This window comes from Candidatus Formimonas warabiya (genome assembly GCF_002777255.1).
Taxonomy (GTDB): domain Bacteria; phylum Bacillota; class Dehalobacteriia; order Dehalobacteriales; family Dehalobacteriaceae; genus Formimonas; species Formimonas warabiya.
Window position 1 is genome coordinate 5182659 of the sequence record NZ_CP017634.1, and the last position, 14901, is coordinate 5197559.

Annotated in this window: 12 protein-coding genes; 9 read left to right on the plus strand and 3 right to left on the minus strand. The window is 45.5% G+C overall.

Going from position 1 to position 14901, the window contains the following annotated elements:
- Positions 1-23: 23 nt before the first annotated feature.
- Positions 24-2672 carry a PEP/pyruvate-binding domain-containing protein gene (locus DCMF_RS23595; RefSeq protein WP_148136692.1) on the minus strand — a complete coding sequence of 883 codons (2649 nt, stop codon included), beginning with the start codon at positions 2670-2672 and terminating at the stop codon, positions 24-26.
- 296 nt (positions 2673-2968) lie between these two features.
- Positions 2969-3574 carry a ferritin-like domain-containing protein gene (locus DCMF_RS23605; protein ID WP_335582363.1) on the minus strand — a complete coding sequence of 202 codons (606 nt, stop codon included), beginning with the start codon at positions 3572-3574 and terminating at the stop codon, positions 2969-2971.
- A 96-nt stretch (positions 3575-3670) separates the two neighbouring features.
- Between DCMF_RS23605 and DCMF_RS23610 the strand changes: the two genes are divergently transcribed.
- The gene (locus DCMF_RS23610) at positions 3671-4300 is read left to right on the plus strand and encodes an HAD-IA family hydrolase (protein WP_148136695.1); all 630 of its coding nucleotides are present in this window, start codon (positions 3671-3673) and stop codon (positions 4298-4300) included.
- Here the strand turns inward: DCMF_RS23610 and DCMF_RS23615 are convergent.
- A complete protein-coding gene (locus DCMF_RS23615) occupies positions 4297-5181 on the minus strand; it encodes a PHP domain-containing protein (protein WP_148136696.1) in 885 nt (294 codons plus the stop codon). The genes DCMF_RS23610 and DCMF_RS23615 overlap by 4 nt on opposite strands.
- A 324-nt stretch (positions 5182-5505) precedes the next feature.
- Here DCMF_RS23615 and DCMF_RS23620 point away from each other — a divergent pair, with 324 nt between their 5' ends.
- The 8 genes from DCMF_RS23620 to DCMF_RS23655 all read left to right on the plus strand — a co-directional run bounded on the left by DCMF_RS23620 (position 5506) and on the right by DCMF_RS23655 (position 14878).
- A complete protein-coding gene (locus tag DCMF_RS23620) occupies positions 5506-6879 on the plus strand; it encodes an alanine/glycine:cation symporter family protein (RefSeq protein ID WP_148136697.1) in 1374 nt (457 codons plus the stop codon).
- A 189-nt stretch (positions 6880-7068) separates the two neighbouring features.
- Positions 7069-7422 carry a sulfite exporter TauE/SafE family protein gene (locus DCMF_RS23625; RefSeq protein WP_214658848.1) on the plus strand — a complete coding sequence of 118 codons (354 nt, stop codon included), beginning with the start codon at positions 7069-7071 and terminating at the stop codon, positions 7420-7422.
- Positions 7423-7685: 263 nt separating this feature from the next.
- Positions 7686-9287, plus strand: a complete 1602-nt coding sequence (locus tag DCMF_RS23630) for a sigma-54 interaction domain-containing protein (RefSeq protein WP_148136699.1) — start codon at positions 7686-7688, stop codon at positions 9285-9287.
- 245 nt (positions 9288-9532) lie between these two features.
- Entirely contained in the window at positions 9533-10708 is a 1176-nt protein-coding gene (locus DCMF_RS23635) for a CaiB/BaiF CoA transferase family protein (RefSeq protein ID WP_214658849.1), read from the plus strand.
- 4 nt (positions 10709-10712) lie between these two features.
- Positions 10713-11642, plus strand: a complete 930-nt coding sequence (locus tag DCMF_RS23640; RefSeq protein WP_148136701.1) for a CoA transferase subunit A — start codon at positions 10713-10715, stop codon at positions 11640-11642.
- Complete coding sequence (locus DCMF_RS23645) at positions 11632-12477, plus strand: CoA-transferase subunit beta (protein WP_148136702.1); 846 nt, start codon at positions 11632-11634, stop codon at positions 12475-12477. Before DCMF_RS23640 ends, DCMF_RS23645 begins: the two co-directional genes overlap by 11 nt.
- Before the next feature lie 58 nt (positions 12478-12535).
- The gene (locus DCMF_RS23650) at positions 12536-13810 is read left to right on the plus strand and encodes a glycine/sarcosine/betaine reductase component B subunit (protein ID WP_148136703.1); all 1275 of its coding nucleotides are present in this window, start codon (positions 12536-12538) and stop codon (positions 13808-13810) included.
- A 12-nt stretch (positions 13811-13822) separates the two neighbouring features.
- Positions 13823-14878, plus strand: coding sequence for a glycine/betaine/sarcosine/D-proline family reductase selenoprotein B (locus DCMF_RS23655; RefSeq protein WP_214658851.1), 1056 nt, complete (start codon positions 13823-13825; stop codon positions 14876-14878).
- Positions 14879-14901: the final 23 nt, after the last annotated feature.

Consider the following 14901-nt stretch of genomic DNA (forward strand, 5'->3'; position numbering starts at 1 on the left):
CAACCTAAAAGCCAAAGAGTAATTTACAAGGTATAGCAAATTATTTTTTGGGAAACCAAATCCGCATTGATGTAAAGGTTTTTTCCGGGAAATGCCTGGGACAGATCGATCACTTTCACTACATGCATCCACTGGTCGTTACCGGGGAGAATGGTTCCCAAATGATTCGGCGCCTCGTCAAGCCATTTCTGATTAAAAATGACATCTTCTTTTTCCGGAAAAATCGCCACATAGAAAATATCCGTTTCCACCAGATCCTGAAAAAAGTGGGTGCCAAAAGACAGTTCCGGACAGAATCCAGCTGTAAAAAAGGCCACCTCTCCTAAAACACGCATGTGGTTGATGTCGCTAAAGGTCACGGGTACGCCCAGAGAAGGTGTACTGGAGCCCCAGCGGCCCGGGCCAAGCAAGAGAGTAGCGGTCTCAGCGTTGTCGTCAACGAGGCGGTTGATTTCTCCAATTAAATGAGCGATATCATATTTATTCCTGATGGGAAGTTGATGATACTGTTGGGGGTCAATGAAAATGATACGGTTGATTAATAATTCCAAATTTCCCCCCATGAAATTTCCCGTCGAGCGGAATAAAATATCCTTTTCTTCAATGCTTTGGGGAATATTGACTTTCGTATGCTGACCCTTGGTTTGGAGGGAGCGGCATTGGAGCAGGTTGATCCGGGGCTTTTCTTCTGTGTCAAAATTGACCGTGAATTCCACATCCACCGGGCATTGATAGCCTTCTTCCAGTATCTTGAGCATGGATTGCATGGTGTTCAAGAAGTCCGGATTGGACAATAACTTATCAAAGGTGACCACCCAGGCCTGCTCTCCGGCCATGCCTAATTCTTTCAGCTTTTTCTCTGTTTCCCAATCCTTTACGGCAACCAGATTTAGTCTTAAGTCCAGTTTTTCATTGGTTAATTGCCGGAATGAGATGGTTTCCCACTGATTTTCTTTAATATTGAGTACATCTACTTCATGCTGGGAATATTTTCTGATATCGTCCATATTACCGCACGGGCGCAGTAAGGGGGCATCCAGGGCCACTACCCGGGGGTAGTCGCCTTCCGTCCTTCCTACCGCCCTGGTTCCCAGCCCGAATACCAGGCGCAGCATCCCTGCTTCCGGAGCCATGGAATCTTTCCACACGTACGTGTTGTAGGAAAGGCCTACTCCGGCAATATCCGGGAAGAAATAATCCCCGTGGTAGGTACCGGAGACCCGCTGCACCAGGAGCGCCATCTGCTCATCTTTTTCCGCCAGACCCCGTTGGAGGCGGTAATTTAAAGCATCCTCATTCATGGTACTGGCATATGCGGTGCGCACCGCTTTCTCAAATTCCTGATATCTTTGCTCGGGTGTTCCCTGGTTCACGCAAAAAATGCTCACGTATTTACCGGCAAAGGCGTTTCCAAAACCATCTTCCAAAAGACTGCTGGAACGGACTACAATAGGAGATTGGCCAAAGTGCTCCAGCATCCTTTTGAATTGATCCCGCACTGCTTCCGGCAGCCTTCCTTTCATGATTTTTTCTTTTAGTTCTTTGGCTGCCTGAAAATATTTATCAGGGCACTTTTGTTCCATTCTCAGCTTCCACCAGCCATTTTGCACCAAAAAGGTATAAAAAACATCCGAGCCGATGTAATAAGAGTCATGGGGCTCTAAAAAATCGTCCCATTTGAGCAAGGGGTTTTGATCCAGGATTTTTCTGGCCAAGAGCATTCCTACGGTCTTACCGCCAATAAAGCCTGAGCCGATCATGCGGGATTTAATATCCAATAAGTCACCTAAACAAAAATTGTTTTTCACTAAATTGAGAATGGTTTTATCTTTGCTTAACACCATTTTGCAGATGGTTTCCACCATTTTTGTTTCTTCAGTCCCGCCGGATTGATCCTGTTTCTGGGCTTTTTCATATATTTCCGATGCTTTGAAAAAGACCTGATCCCAGTAATCCCAGTTTCTTTCCGTTTTGCCCAGGCCCCTGCTGATTACGCAAGCATATAGTTTCGCCCCGTCCACCCCGCTGGTTACGGGGACAAAATTTTCCCCCCTTTGCACATGGGGGAAAAACATAGAGGGTGAATACCGGTTTTGCGCTTTTAAGGGATGTACGAAAACATCACCGTCACAATTGTAGATATCTAGAAGCAGCTGGGTTGTTTCCCGGATCGTGGCCACCGTAGAAAAGGAGTTGCGGTTTCTTAAGATGGAAAAATAAGCAATGGTATTTAATTCGTACAAATAAGGGCAGGTAATGTTAAAAAAATTTCCGATCATTAAATCTGTGGCCCAGGCGGACAAGAGTTCGGACAGACAATCAAATACGTAATAAACGCCTTCACCTTCCCGGGTAGCGATTTGGTGCACCTGAGTTGAAAAGACCTCAAAACCCGCATTGGCATCCAAATCATAAATGGTTACGTTTTCTCCGGGAGCTATCAGGGGCTTGTGTTCGGCAAATCTAATATAGTTTATTTTTTTGCCCTCCTGATGGGCTTGTTCTACAAAAGGAGTCACGAAGTATATGTAGTCATCGATGCTGTCGACATGTAGAACCACATTGTCCCCCAAGCGCAGGTAATCAATGATATAGTCTAGCCCGGGCACGCCGGTGCTGGGCTTGCCAAAATGAGTGTTGCCAAAATCTGATCCAGAAGGGGTGAAATCCATTGATCATACCTCCCTTTAATAAGAATTTGACGGTTTTAGAAAGCGGGCAGCATCTATTCTTTATTCTCTTTTTTTTCTTTCATTCCTTTTTTGGGCGTACCGGAAAGATAGGTTTTGTACAAATGCCCGAAAAGCCCCTTGGGCTTTTTGCATGGAAAGAGAAGGTGTTGGATGGGAGAATCAATATGCAGCTTCAAAATAGTGCAGGGCGGAATTGATTTGGGCCGGTCCAATCCTGAGAAGTCTTGGACCGGCGCCAATTGTGCCGGCAGGGATTTCTCATTATTTGGTGAATATTATCTCATGGTTGTCCGCTGACTTAATTTTTGTGGCTTGATCACGCCGGATCTTTTCCGGTTGGCCGTATTTTTTTCTATCATATGTACAGCTTCCGGTCCCTTTATCCTGCTTCGGGAATAACCTGGGTAATACTTCAGAGTAAACTCTTCTTGTTTTAGGGCCACTATTTTGGTGCGAAACCATTCGGTATGCATGTGCTCGTCCACAAAATTATGCTGCAGTATTTTTACCAGCTCCTGGTCACCATGTTTATCCCGGTGTAATCTTTCGATTAAATTATTATAGTCCTTCATGGCTTTCTGTTCGATGATGATATTTGCCATTAAAGTATCCTTTAGTCCGGCGAAAGAAATCAATTTTCCCCCCAGGCGCCCGATGATGGGGGAAAGGATATCTCCCAAAACGGTGGGGGTACGGCCCAGCTCTTTAATCTTTTCACCGATGTTATCCACATGCTGCTGTTCCAGATAAGCACACCGTTCAAAAACAATACCGGAATAGCTGTTTTTAAAGGTTTTACTCTGGGCATGATAGAGATCGACCTGATTCAGTTCCAAGGAATAGAACCAGTTAAGTTTGGCAATTAACGCTTCTTTATCCACTTTATCCGCTCCAAAAAAATGAATTAATACCAATAGCTTCGGCATATTTTAAAGGGAATATGCAAATTGTTTGCGAGAAAAGGCAGGAGTAAAATAATGCTCAAATATATTATTTTTGATTTTGACGGCACCCTGGTTGATTCCAAGGATGTTTTTGTTTCGGTGTACAACCGGATCGCGGAGAAATATCGCTATAAAAAACTGGAACAGAAGGATATCGAAGCTTTACGCAGGCTATCCATCAAAGAAAGATGCCGATTTCTTCATTTTCCCATGTATAAATTTCCCTTTCTGGCCATGGAGGCTTATCACCTGTACAAGGAGTCTCTGGCAAATGTGGTTTTGGTCGCGGGCATGAAGGAGCTTTTGGAAGAGTTGCATCATCAAGGCTATCTTTTAGCCATTATCTCATCCAATTCCGAACATAATATCAGAGAATTTTTGGAAAAGCACCGGGTGGATCATATCGAACAGATTATTTGTACACCGAGCATTTTCGGCAAGGATACTGCGATTAAGAAATTTTTAACAAAGAATGATCTGAAAAATTCCCAGGTCATTTATGTGGGAGATGAGCATCGGGATATCGTGGCGTGCAAAAAAAATGGCGTCAGGGTGATCTGGGTAGCCTGGGGATATGACGCCATAGATATGGTGAAAGAAGAGGGTCCGGACTATCTGGTGCAGATGCCGGATGAGGTTTTAGGTATTTTGAAAGAATTTTAGGAAACGGATTTGATTTTATCAGCCCAAAGGTTAATCAGGTCCTCCGGGACGGAGAGATCCCCTAACCCGGCCCCCAGCCGAATATGGGGTTTATTTTTCCCGTGGTAATCACTGCCTCCGGATACATAGAGACCGTGCCGCCGGGCAATATCCAAAAGAAGGTTGATATTTTCCGGGGCGTGAAGGGCGTAAAAGACCTCCAGCCCGTCCAAGGCGGATTCCGCACTGATCTCCTCCACCATTTTGCGGTGGTCGGTCACCAAATAGGTAAAAGGGTGAGCCAGAAAAGCCAGCCCTCCGGCCTCCTGAATCGCGGCCACCACTTCCCCGCAGGGAGGGAAATAAGAATCAAACATATACAGGACACAATGAGGATCGTTCATATACCGGTAGAGCATTTCCGGATACTTAACCAGTTCTTCGGGAAATCTTTTTAAGTTTTCCGGATACTTCCACAGCTCTTTTTCAAAGGCCTCGGTAGCAAAAGGCGCCACATATTCCAGATCAGGATCCAGTTTGAATCCTCTTTTCTGCAGTTCCTCCTTAATGAGGGCAAAAATCTCTTTTTCTTTTTGTTCCATCTCCTGTGGGTGAAAGCGCAGGTCAATATACTTTTGCATCTGGGATAGATCAAATCCGTACCCCAGGATTTCCACCAACAAAGAGCCAAAAGTGGCGCAGAATTCTACACCGGTGATGATTCTGCCGGAGAATGCTCTCAGCTCTTTGCTATGGCGTAGCCTGTCGTAGGCAGAAATAACATTATGGTCCGTAATACTTAAAAAATCCAACCCCAACTCCCGGGCATTACTGATCAACTGCTCCGGCGTGTCTGTGCCGTCAGATTCACGGGTATGAATATGAAGATCAATTTGGGACATATCAATCAACCTCTCCGTATGCTGGATCTGTTCAGCATTTCTCTTTATGATCGGCTTGATAGGAATAAATTTGTGCCTTGGCAGGTAAGATCCCGTAATATTTACTCCCCTCTGAGGAACACTTTTAGAGGAGCCTATTTTTGCCTACCTATCATACCGCATTCGATGCGGGATGTAAACTTTTTATCCCTGCAAATGATCGATTATTTTGTTGCTTTAAAATAGTTGAGGAACAAAACTTCCCTGGGTTATAATAGATGGGGTTGATCAGCTTGAAAAAGGAGGGTAGTTTTCAAAAACTAATATTTTTTAGGGGGTATTCGATTGCAAGCGTTTCATGATTTTATTGGCTTCCTCAACGGTTATCTTTGGGGGCCGCCCATGCTTGTCCTTTTGTTTGGCACTCATTTGTTTTTAACTTTCCGGCTCCGTTTTATTCAAAGATATATCGGGTTGGGCATTAAACTATCTGTCCGTAAGGACAGGCAAGGATCCGGGGATGTCAGCCAGTTCGGCGCTTTAACGACGGCCCTGGCTGCGACCATTGGCACCGGTAACATCGTTGGGGTGGCGACAGCTGTCTCCCTGGGAGGCCCGGGAGCCGTTCTCTGGATGTGGCTGACAGGCGTATTCGGCATTGCGACCAAGTATTCCGAAGCTTTACTTTCCGTGAAATACCGGGTAAGAACATCAGACGGGACCATGCTGGGAGGACCCATGTATGCCCTGGAGAACGGCCTGAAAATGAAATGGCTGGCCGTATTGTTCTGTATCTTTACTTCTATAGCGGCCTTTGGTATTGGCAACACCGTTCAGGCCAACTCTATTTCTACCATGGTCAATGAAACCTTCAAAATTTCTCCGTACATTACCGGTGCAGTAATGACAGTCCTTACAGCCATTGTCATCCTTGGTGGAATCAAATCTATCGCCAGAGTGTGCGAAAGGTTGGTTCCTTTTATGGCTATTTTCTACACGCTGGGATGTTTAATCATCTTGGCCATGAATGCTTCATTTATATTTCCTGCCGTCGCATTAATTGTTAAATCAGCTTTTTCACCTCAGGCGGCCGGCGGCGGTTTTATCGGTGCTACGGTGATGATGGCGGCCCGGTATGGGATTGCCCGGGGCCTTTTTTCCAACGAATCCGGTCTCGGTTCCGCCCCTATCGTGGCGGCGGCAGCCCAGACCAAAAACCCGGTGCGGCAAGCCCTGGTTTCCTCCACAGGTACCTTCTGGGATACCGTAGTGGTCTGCGCCATGACCGGGATGGTCCTGGTGACGACCATAATGAAAAACCCGGAAATGCTGAACGGACTGCAAGGCGCCGCTTTAACCAAGACTGCTTTTGCCCAGATTCCGGTTGTCGGGCCCATCGTATTAACAGTCGGTCTTTTAACCTTTGTGTTTTCCACCATCCTGGGTTGGTCCTATTACGGAGAGAGAGCGATTGAATACTTGTTTGGAAAAGTTGGCATCTTGCCTTATAGAGTTTTGTGGGTGGTTGCGGTTTTTATTGGTTCTACCGTATCCTTGCAGTTAGTGTGGGATTTTGCGGATGCCATGAATGCGATGATGGCCATACCGAACCTGGTCGCTCTGCTCCTGCTGAGCGGTGTAATCGTCGCGGAAACCCGGGAATATCTCTGGAATGACAATCTGGATAAGTCTGTACCAGTTAAAGAAAAGCAGTTGTAATATTAGTATTATCGAAAAACCATGGAAGGAGGCCGGGATGGCCTCCTTATTTTATTATCCGGTACCCGGCAACGGTTCACGGATCCCGAAAAGCCCTGGGGGCTTTTTTAGTTTTCTGATCATCTTTGTTATTTGACAAATTATCCGATTTTTTTTATGATACATTTATAAGTTCCGAGGAGAATGAAGATGCATATCGTTTTAGTCATCTCGCTGGGTCTTTTGGCCGGCATTCTAAGTTCATTGTTAGGGGTAGGGGGCGGAATTATCCTGGTGCCGGGAATGATGTATTTATTAAAAATCCCCATTAAAACCGCAATCGGCACCTCCCTGGCGATTATTCTTCCTACTGCAATTATTGGGGTATACCGGCACGGCCTGAACGGAAATGTAAACTGGAAAGTGACCCTTTTGATTTCGCTGGGCACAGTGACCGGAGCCTATTTAGGCGTATGGTTAAATGAGGTGTTATCTGTGGAAACCCTGCGCAAAATATTCGTTGTGCTTTTAATTGTCATGGCCATTAAAATTTGGCGCGGGTGAGGATCGCCGGGACAATTCTTAACACATAAGAGACGATCACAGAAAGATCAAGAAAAATTAAATTAGTCGAAAATTATTGGAAGGTACATGGTTTTTATTTGGTGATTGGTTGCTTGCAGGCAGCTTTTTTTATTAGAGCTGGTAATCCTGTTTTGTTTAAGAGAAACTTTATTTGGGTAGATTCAAATGGGCTTGAACATGAATAAGTGTTTGTGTCACTGTTATGAACGGAACAATCCAACTTGAAAAGAGGTGCGCTTGTTTTGGAACATGATAGAAAAGGTTGTAATCAAACATTGTTAGACGTGGTTCAATCTGCCTTTGAGACAGCGGATGATAAGTTATTCGTGGAAAACGGGGATGAAAAAGATCCTAGTATCGTCAGTAAAAGTGATTTATTTATCGCATTTGCCGGGGGATTGTCAACGGAACAGACCCTGGGAGAATTGTGCGCAGAATGGGTGAAAAGGAGCCAGAGTTATGTGAACATTTCTCTGGGAAAAACGCTGGAAAAATTTTTCCGCGATTTTTCCGCCCAGATCGGCTGGTTCATCAGCATCTTCAATTCGATTCATGACGGGATCATGATTGCCGATGAAAGGGGTATTGTCAGATTTATTAACCCTGCCTATACGAAATTGACCGGCGTGGAAGCGGAAGATATTATCGGCCAAGAATTGAGCGCAGCCAGGCCCAGCGCCCGTCTGCCGGAAGTGATCAAAAGTGGAAAGCCTTTGTATAATGTACACCGGAAAGTGGGCGACGTGGAATATATTGCTAGTATGCATCCCATCATTGTTCAGGAAAAGGTGATCGGGGGTGTGACCATAGCTTCCGATATCACGGAGATGCAAAATTTAAATAAAAAATTGATTAATTACAGAAATAAAGTGAAAGGCTTAATTAACCGGGTGAAAGAACAGAATGTGGCCCGATATGATTTCTGTGATATTCTGGGCATTTCCCCGGAATTCCAAAAGATTATGCGTATGGCGCAAAAATTAAGTCAATCGAATATCAGTGTCTTAATCAGAGGTGAAAGCGGCACCGGCAAAGAACTTTTTGCCCATGCCATCCATAATGCAAGCAAAAGAGCCCAAGGTCCTTTCGTCGTTGTCAATTGCGCCGCCATACCGGTAAACCTGTTGGAAAGTGAATTATTCGGCTATGAAGCAGGGGCTTTTACCGGGGCCAATAAGCAGGGGAAATCAGGTTTAGTGGAGATTGCTGATGAGGGGACCATTTTTCTCGACGAAATAGGGGACATGAATGTGGACCTGCAGGCAAAGCTGCTCCGCTTCCTTCAGTCCATGCAGTTTCAAAGGGTGGGAGGCACAGAAACCGTTGACGTCAATGTCCGGGTCATTGCCGCCACAAACCGGGACCTGGAATCAATGGTGGAAAAAGAAACTTTCCGGGAAGACCTGTATTACCGGCTGAATGCCGCCCAGCTAAAAATACCGCCTTTAAGAGAGCGCAAAGAAGATATGGAAATTCTCATCAACTATTTTTTAGCGAAGAATGGGAATAAAGACTGTGGACATTATACGCTGGCGGAAGATACCAAGAGGATTCTCTTCCGTTATCCCTGGCCGGGAAATATCAGAGAATTAGAGAATACCGTTAATTTTTTGACCAGTATCTCCAATGAAAACGTCATCGCCTCGTCTAATTTGCCGGAAAAATTTTTCCGCGACAGACCGGACCGGCATCCGAGAGAGGACGTCAATAAAGAAAAGCAAGCATTGATCGATGCCCTGGAATTGTTTGGGAAAAGCGTCAAGGGGAAAAAGGAAGCGGCCAAGCATCTAAAGATCTCTTTAGCGACTCTTTATAATAGGCTAAAGTATTACGGCATTAAATAAACCTAGAAATTTCTAATATTTCTAGAAATATTTCTAGAAGTATTAGAAATTGAAGGGGCAAACCGGTACAACCCTATCATTCCGTTATAGATTCCATAATTTAATTATTATGTGCGAGCACTACGCGGTCAAGCGATTCAGGGGTTAAATGACTTCATTTAACCTCTATTTTTATGAATTGGTATGATTGTTGCAAATATGAGAAAAGCAAATGGCCATTAAGAATGGAAAGGAGAATTACAGCAATGGATAAACCTCTTACTGGTATTAAAGTGGTCGATCTGTCCAGAATCATTGCCGGACCCTTTTGTACCATGCAGTTAGGCGACATGGGGGCGGAAATCATTAAGGTGGAAAACCCTAACAAAGGAGATGACCTGAGATCAATCCCTCCTTTTATGAATGGAGAAAGTTCCTACTTTCTTTTAAACAATAGAAACAAGAAAAGTATTACCTTAGACCTGAAAAAACCCCAGGGAAAGGAAGTCCTAATGAAATTGCTGGAAGATGCGGATGTGCTCATTCAGAATTTCCGGCCGGGGGTAATCGATAAACTGGGCTTTAGCTATGAGAAGGTTGCGCAAATCAACCCCCGTATTATTTATTGTTCTATTTCAGGTTATGGGGACAGCAACCATAGCGGCGCCTATGATCCCATCATCCAGGGTGAATCAGGAATTATGTCCGTAAATGGAGATCCTGACGGCCTACCGGTTAAGGTAGGTGTTCCGGTAGGCGATCTGGTGGGTTCTTTATATGCGGTAAGCGGCATTCTTTATGCCTTATTAATGCGGAATACAAGCGGCAAGGGGCAATATGTGGAAATAAGCCTGCTGGATGCGCTGGTTTCCCTATTGGCTTTACCTGCCAGCATCTATGTGGCCACCGGGGAAAATCCGCCCCGGGTGGGAAATGGTCATCCCGGATTTAATCCTTATGATTTGTATGAGACGGAAGATGGATATATTAACATTGCAGTAGGCAATAACTCTTTATGGCAGAAGTTCTGCGCGGCCACCGGTTTGGAGACTTATCAGGACGATCCCCGGTTTCTCACGCTGAAAGACCGGAAGGAAAATCGCAGCGCACTGCAAAAGATCGTCAAAGAAGTTCTCAAAACGAAGGCAACAGAAGAATGGGTAAAGATATTTACGGAGCATGACATCCCCAACGGCCATATTCGCAAGATTAAAGAAGTGTTTGAAGATGAAAAACTGAAAAACCGAAATATGATTTCCACCATGCACCATCCGGTGGCGGGAGATTTTGCCTGGATGGGTAATCCAGTAAAACTGTCCAGCCAAAATGAAATTGACTATTTTCCTCCCCCCTTGTTAGGAGAGCATAGTGCTGAAATATTAAAAGGCCTGGGATATGGTGATGAAGAAATACTAGAATTGAAGAAAAATGGAGTGATGTAACGCTATGTGTGCAGACTGTAAAATTGTCCCCTTAAATGCGGTTGGGTCACTTGTGCGTGATAATCAAAAAATTGCGATTGGGGGCACTCTTTCCGCGAAAGAACCTATGGCGATTATCAGAGAAATCATCCGGCAGGGCATCAAAGGCCTTACCACCATTGGCGGTGCCCATGGGATAGATGTTGATCTGCTTTGTGCGGGGGGAGCCGTAAAAGCTGTGCATAATTCTTTTGTCGGCTTTGAATTTGACTTTGGCATTGCTCCCAACTACCGGAGACTGGTCCAGGAAGGAAAAGTGATCCCTCAGGACAGCGATTGTGATTTTATTTTAAACCAGCTGCGCGCCGCTGAATATGGCGTCCCTTTCATGCCCATGCCTTTGGTGGGAGGGACAGATTTATTAAAACTGCATCCGGAATATCAGACCATGACCTGCCCCTATACCGGTCAGAAAGTAACTGTTGTACCCGCTTTAAAGCCGGATGTGGCAATCATTCATGCCCATTACGGCGACAGCTCAGGGAATATTAAGCTTTTCCGGCCTCATTTTGCCGATCTGTTAATGGCTACGGCCGCGGAAAGAACCATTGTTTCCGTAGAAGAAATCATTCCGGAAGAAAAAATGCGGGAACTGAATCCGGAATTGCCGGGATATCATGTAGATGCTTTAATTCACCTTCCCTTCGGAGCGCATCCCACATCCTGTTATCCAAACTATGTTTATGATCGGGACCATATCGCCCATTATATGGAACTGGCTAAAAAAGGTGGGGATGTTTTTGATGAAGAATACTTAAAGGTATTTGTTCATGGGGTGAAGAGTCATGAAGAATATTTGGAACTGATTGGCGGATCAGAAAGACTGCACAAGCTCCGGAATTGGCAGGAATCCGTCCCCCAATGGAAGGAGGCGTTTATCTCCCATGAGTGCTGATTATTATACCATAGATGAGCTGATGGCGGTGTGCATGGCAAAAACAATCAAGGATCATCAGGTGGTATTTAACGGAGTTGCCGTTGCTCTGCCCTTTACGGCAATCATGCTGGCTAGAAAAACCCATGCGCCGCATAGTATTTTTTGGGGAGGCCTTCCCGGAGGCATTAATCCCCAACCCCCATTTTTGGTGCCTACCTCGGGCGACAGTGTGATGCTGGAAAATGCTACGGTCAAGTGCGATTTGCACGAAGTCTTTGATATGGCTCAAAAGGGAAAGCTGGATCGCATATTTTTTGGGGGCGGGCAGATCGATCAGTATGGCAACCTGAACAATACCTTGATCGGCAACCTGGAGCACCTGAAAGTAAAACTGCCCGGGGGGGCCGGGGCGAGCACCCTGGCTTGTTTTGCCAAGAACTTTACCGTTTGGTGCCCGCGCCACCGGGCGATAACCACCAAAAAGGGCAAACAATATACCCTGGTAAAACAAAATGATTTTGTAACTACCTTTGGACACCGGACTAAGGATGGGGTCACAAGAAAGGAAATGGGATTAATGGGCGGTGGCCCGGACTGTGTGGTCACAAACTTAGGCGTATTCGATTTTGAGCCGGAAGAATTTAAACTGCGCCTGAAGAGTTACCATCCGGGTGTCACGATTGACGAGGTAAGAGAAAACACCCAATTTGAACTCGTGATTGATCGGGATTGCCATGAGACTCCCATTCCTTCCAAAGATGAAGTAGAGATGATTCGGTTGATAGATCCACTGGAAGTGAGAAAAAAAGAGTTTTCCATCAGTGATCGGGAAACCAAATATTATTTTAAATAAATTTGGTTTTTATCATGAAAGGGGAAAACAAGTTAACCAAAAGAAATGGGGGTAAAAAATGTCTTTAGAAATAAGAAGTTTCCATGTTAAACATGCTAAGTTTACGGAAGGGCCGAGTAAGATTGAGGGAGGCACCCTGCTGATCAACAAAGACGCTGTACTGGGAAATTTAACCCATGAATCGATGGAAAAGGTTGATCTGGATATTGTCAAACCCGGAGACAGCGTGCGCATCATTCGGGTTTTAGACGTGGTGCAGCCCATTGCGTCTCCGGATAAAAAGATATTCCCCGGTTTTTTAAATGAACCGAGTACGGTGGGGTGGGGAAATACCAATCGTATCGAAGGATTTCGCGTCATCAGCTGCGGCACTTTTCCCCAGGTTCAGAATACGTCCTTAACTACGAAAGACGGTCTGATAGATATGTCGGGTGTGGGAGCAGAGATTTGTATCGGATCCGATACGGTCAATCTTGTCGTCACATATTATCCCAAAGCGAATGTTTCTAATGAAGAGTTTGATCAGGTTACCCGAAAATTAACGCTCACTTTGGCGGCGTATTTTGGGAAAATGACCTTGGGTTTGGAGCCGGATGAAGTTTGTCGTTATGACATTTCCCAAGAAAACCCGGAATTGCCCAATGTACTTTATATCAATCAACATCAGGATCAGGGCCCCCACATTCGTCCCTATCTATACGGCAGGCCTTTAGGAGAGGACTTTGTTCCCACTTTGATCAGCCCCCTGGAAATGATGGATGGAGCTATTGTGAGCGGAAACTACAGAAACTGCATGAAAAAACCTACCAGCTTTCATATGCGGGACCCCATTATGGAGGAGCTGCTGCGGCAACACAATAAAACCCTTAATTTTAAAGGGGTGATTGTAACCCGGGGACATCACGGGGATGCCACACTAAAACTGCGTTCAGCCTCTTGCGCGGCAAAACTGGCCAGGATGATGGGGGCGGATGGTGTCATTGTGGCCCTTGAAGGGACGGGAAACGGAACCATTGATTTTCAGTTTACCCTGGAATGTTGTGAAAAAGCCCAAATTAAGACCATCGGAATTATCCATGAATTGGGAGGGGTTGTAGGGGATGATGCTCCCCTTGTTTATCGAAGCCCCTATGCAGATGCCCTGGTCAGTACGGGAGGCGTGGAAAGAGAATTTGCCCTTGGTCCTGTTGAAAAGGTGATTGGCGGATCGGATTATTTAAATTATATGATGTTGGAAAGAGATCCATACAGTGGATTTGTAGCAAGACCTATGGATTTCTATGGTAGTTTTTGGAAGATGAATGCGGCCGGCTTTACTTGCCAAGATTTTTAGGAGGTGAAAAAATTGCCAAAAGTACGGATTGTGTATTATATTAACCAATTTTTCGGGGGGATTGGCGGGGAAGAACATGCAGGACATTTGTTTGAAGTGAAGAATGGCCCTGTAGGTCCGGGCGCCTTGTTGGAAAAGTTGCTGGGAAATGAATGTGGCATAGAGAAAACGATTGTGTGTGGGGATAATGAATTTAATGAGCACGAAGGGGAAAACATCAAAAAGATTTTGGAGGTAATAAAACAAGTAAATCCGGATATTTTTGTGGCCGGACCTGCTTTTACCTCCGGCCGTTATGGACTGGCCTGTATGAAGGCCTGTGTGGCGGTGGCGGAGAATTTTGGCATACCGTGCGTAACAGGGATTCATCCGGAGAACCCGGGGGCAGGCTTGCAGGAAAAGCAACAGCATGTATATGCCGTTCCAGTGGGAAAATCGGCTGCTACCATGAAAAGTGCGATCCAACTGTTTTCCGATCTTATTTCCAAAATAGTTCTGAACGGAGAAAATGGCCTTTCCGTCGGTGACGGCTTTTTATCCAGAGGAATCAGAAAAAATGTAAAAGTAGCGGATGGTGCCCCCAAAAGGGCTTGCGAAATGCTTTTAAACAAGATAAAGTCCCTGCCCTTTCAATCGGAAATTGCCGCGGAGCAATATGAAGTAATTGTGCCCCCACAACCCATCAAGGATCTTTCTAAAGCTAAAATTGCCCTGGTTACGGAAGCCGCCCTGGTACCGGAAGGAAACCCGGACGGTATTCAGGCAGCTCGGGCAGACAAGTGGGCGAAATATTCAATTAAAAAGACGGACGACTTTGTAGAGGGAAGTTTCCATTCCGTGCACGGAGGCTATGACAGCAAATGGGTGGATAAAGATCCGGATCGGGTTTTACCCTTGGATGCGCTCCGCTATTATGCACAAAATAGTGAGGTTGGGCAGGTTTGCGAGTACATTTATGTGACATGCGGCAGCATGGGGCACGTTCTGACCATGGAAAAGATAGGCAAGGAGATCGCTGATCAACTCTTAAAGGAACAGGTAGACGGGGTAATACTAACAGCAACCTGAGGCACCGGAACGCGTAGCGGCGC

What these genes read in the sequence shown, in the direction of transcription:
- DCMF_RS23595 (WP_148136692.1), bottom strand. Translation starts at nt 2,672, where the DNA reads ATGGATTTCACCCCTTCTGGATCAGATTTTGGCAACACTCATTTTGGC.
- DCMF_RS23610 (WP_148136695.1), top strand. Translation starts at nt 3,671, where the DNA reads ATGCTCAAATATATTATTTTTGATTTTGACGGCACCCTGGTTGATTCC.
- DCMF_RS23615 (WP_148136696.1), bottom strand. Translation starts at nt 5,181, where the DNA reads ATGTCCCAAATTGATCTTCATATTCATACCCGTGAATCTGACGGCACA.
- DCMF_RS23625 (WP_214658848.1), top strand. Translation starts at nt 7,069, where the DNA reads ATGCATATCGTTTTAGTCATCTCGCTGGGTCTTTTGGCCGGCATTCTA.
- DCMF_RS23635 (WP_214658849.1), top strand. Translation starts at nt 9,533, where the DNA reads ATGGATAAACCTCTTACTGGTATTAAAGTGGTCGATCTGTCCAGAATC.
- DCMF_RS23640 (WP_148136701.1), top strand. Translation starts at nt 10,713, where the DNA reads ATGTGTGCAGACTGTAAAATTGTCCCCTTAAATGCGGTTGGGTCACTT.
- DCMF_RS23645 (WP_148136702.1), top strand. Translation starts at nt 11,632, where the DNA reads ATGAGTGCTGATTATTATACCATAGATGAGCTGATGGCGGTGTGCATG.
- DCMF_RS23650 (WP_148136703.1), top strand. Translation starts at nt 12,536, where the DNA reads ATGTCTTTAGAAATAAGAAGTTTCCATGTTAAACATGCTAAGTTTACG.